The sequence below is a fragment of the Micrococcus sp. HMSC31B01 genome (genome assembly GCF_001816085.1).
GTDB lineage: Bacteria > Actinomycetota > Actinomycetes > Actinomycetales > Micrococcaceae > Micrococcus > Micrococcus luteus.
The window spans coordinates 1-2201 of sequence record NZ_KV825063.1 but is presented as its reverse complement, the minus strand read 5'-3'; the positions used below and the strand labels follow the sequence as shown (position 1 = coordinate 2201).

3 protein-coding genes are annotated in these 2201 nt (G+C 66.2%); 1 reads left to right on the top strand and 2 read right to left on the bottom strand.

Features of this window, described 5'->3' with window-relative positions; genetic code table 11:
* Positions 1-24 precede the first annotated feature (24 nt).
* Positions 25-573, bottom strand: coding sequence for an NlpC/P60 family protein (locus HMPREF3105_RS12650; protein WP_246830333.1), 549 nt, complete (start codon positions 571-573; stop codon positions 25-27).
* Between the two features lie 336 nt (positions 574-909).
* Between HMPREF3105_RS12650 and HMPREF3105_RS04810 the strand changes: the two genes are divergently transcribed.
* On the top strand, positions 910-1320 hold the full coding sequence (locus HMPREF3105_RS04810) for a four-helix bundle copper-binding protein (protein ID WP_070708881.1): 411 nt from the start codon (positions 910-912) through the stop codon (positions 1318-1320).
* 174 nt (positions 1321-1494) lie between these two features.
* Here HMPREF3105_RS04810 and HMPREF3105_RS04805 read toward each other — a convergent pair.
* Positions 1495-2201: L-dopachrome tautomerase-related protein (locus HMPREF3105_RS04805; protein ID WP_246830332.1), on the bottom strand; the 707-nt coding region annotated here is incomplete at its 5' end.

Below are 2201 nucleotides of genomic sequence, written 5' to 3'. Positions count from 1 at the left end.
CAACAACGTCATGCCCTCCTACAGCTAGCGGCCGCATACTTGGACCTTGGAGTTCAGAGGCAGCTCAATGTCGGCCTGCGCGAACGCGTTCTGAATGAAGCCGGAGCAGTCGTAGCCGGTCGGGCCATTTCCACCCCAGACGTAACCGACGCCCGGATCGGCAGCCTTGGCCGTAGCCCACTGCACGGCCGCCCCCCAACCAGTACTACTGGAGGAAGCGGTGGAGTAAGAGGCCCGCTGGATATCCTGGGCCGGCTCACTGCTGGTCGCGGACGAGTGCGTGTTAACCCTGGAAGAGCGGGACGTCTCGGCGGCGGTACCGCCCTCCCACGTCCAGGAATTAGCAGTGGAGCCGCTGGGCGCGGAGTAGGCGCCCTCGTTGGCTGCGGCCGGGCCCATGCCGGCCACCGTGGCTCCCACCACGGTGGTCAGGCCTATCGCACCCATGGTGAGGGAACGGCGGTACTGGGAACGGCGGGCTTGTGCTTCAGCCTCGATGCGGGCACGGCGGGTGGGGGTAGGACATAGGTTACCTCGGTAGACATTGGCGTACATTTTCTGGACTTTTTCCACGGCCTCCTAATTCGGCGTCGAGCAAGTTATTACTTAGTCGAAATGGTCCGTGACCAGAACGTTATGCAACAATGCGGATTCGTGATCTGGCCGCAACTTGCCGGAGTGCCAAGTTCCGAGCCGATTCAGGGTTGAGCCGGGCCCGGAAAGGCCGTCATTTCGGGCCTAGCCGCCCGCTCGAACGGCTCGGGCGGAACCCGTGGCCGGCTGGGATCTTCACGGAATCTTCAAAGTTGAGCCCCTTTTCCGGGTCGGGCGGGGGGTCTATGGTCGGTTGCATGGCGGGCCGGTTCCGGCCGGTTCGTTTTCCGAACCGCACCGATGAAGGAGTAAGCCATGACCCATCACGTGAGCTCGATGCTGGAGACCTATCCGAAAGACTTGGGGGACATCGACCGGCAGAAGCTGGCCGAGTGCATCGAGGCCTGTTTCGAGTGCGCTCAGACCTGTACGGCCTGCGCGGACGCGTGCCTGGCCGAGGACATGGTCGCAGAACTGAGGCAGTGCATCCGGTTCAATTTGGATTGCGCCGACGTCTGCGCCACCACCGGGGCGGTGCTGTCCAGGCAGACCGGCAACAACGTCGAGACCACTCGTGCCCTGCTGGAGGCCTGCCGAACCGCCTGCAAGACGTGCGGGGACGAGTGCGCCTCCCACGCTGAAATGCACGAGCACTGCAAGATCTGCGCTGAGGCTTGCCGGCGCTGCGAGCGGGCCTGCGCCGAGTTGCTCGCCTCCCTGGGCTGAGCGCAGTCCAGGCCCATGCCGTAATGCCGGTCAGGGCCAGCAGGCGTGGAACATGTGCTGCTGTCCCTGACTGGCCCGGCGGTACAAGAACATCCCCGCAGGAGGAGAACTCGACGTGTCAAAGACAGGGCGCTTCACTTGTGCATGGCTGCATCCAGTTCCGTCCCGCTGTGGTCAGCGCAGCAGGACGGGTCGGGCGTCGATGCGGGTGCGGAAGAGGGTGTAGGGCTTGACCCGTTCATCCTGCCCCTGCCGGTAGTCGGCCTGGCGGTGGAGCTGGTTCGCGGTGATGTAGAGGTAGCCGTCGGCCGCGACCGAGAGCGTGTCCGGCCACAGCAACCGAGGGTCGCTGACCACGGTCTCCCACGCCCCGACGGTGTCGACCCGACGCCGCAGCACCGCGTTGTGCTCGTAGTTCGTCGCATACACGTTGCCCTGTGCGTCGGACTCCAGGCCGTCGCCGGCCCCGCCCTTGTCGCCTTCATCACGCACGGTCGCGGCCACCGCCGCCTCATCCAGGGCTCGGTCCACCAGCGCGTCGGTAGCCACACTGTAGAGCCGCCGGGATGCCAGCGGGCAGTAGTAGAGGCGGGCGCCGTCGGCGCCGATGGCGATTCCGTCCGCGCCCATCGCGATCGCCGGCGCCACGGTCCCGTCCTCCTGGCGGGCGACCATCGGGCGGCCCTCGACAACCGGCATGAAGTCTGTGAGCGGCTCGGCCTTCGTGGAGGGGTGCTCGTGCAGCCGCCGCCAGCTCTGACCGGTGGCCAGGTCCACCACCACCAGCGCGTTGGGTCCCTGGTCGGAGGAGTCGGTGAGGTAGGCGACGCCCTCGGCTCCGCGGCGCAGGTCGAAGCGCACGTCGTTGAGGTAGCTGGTGG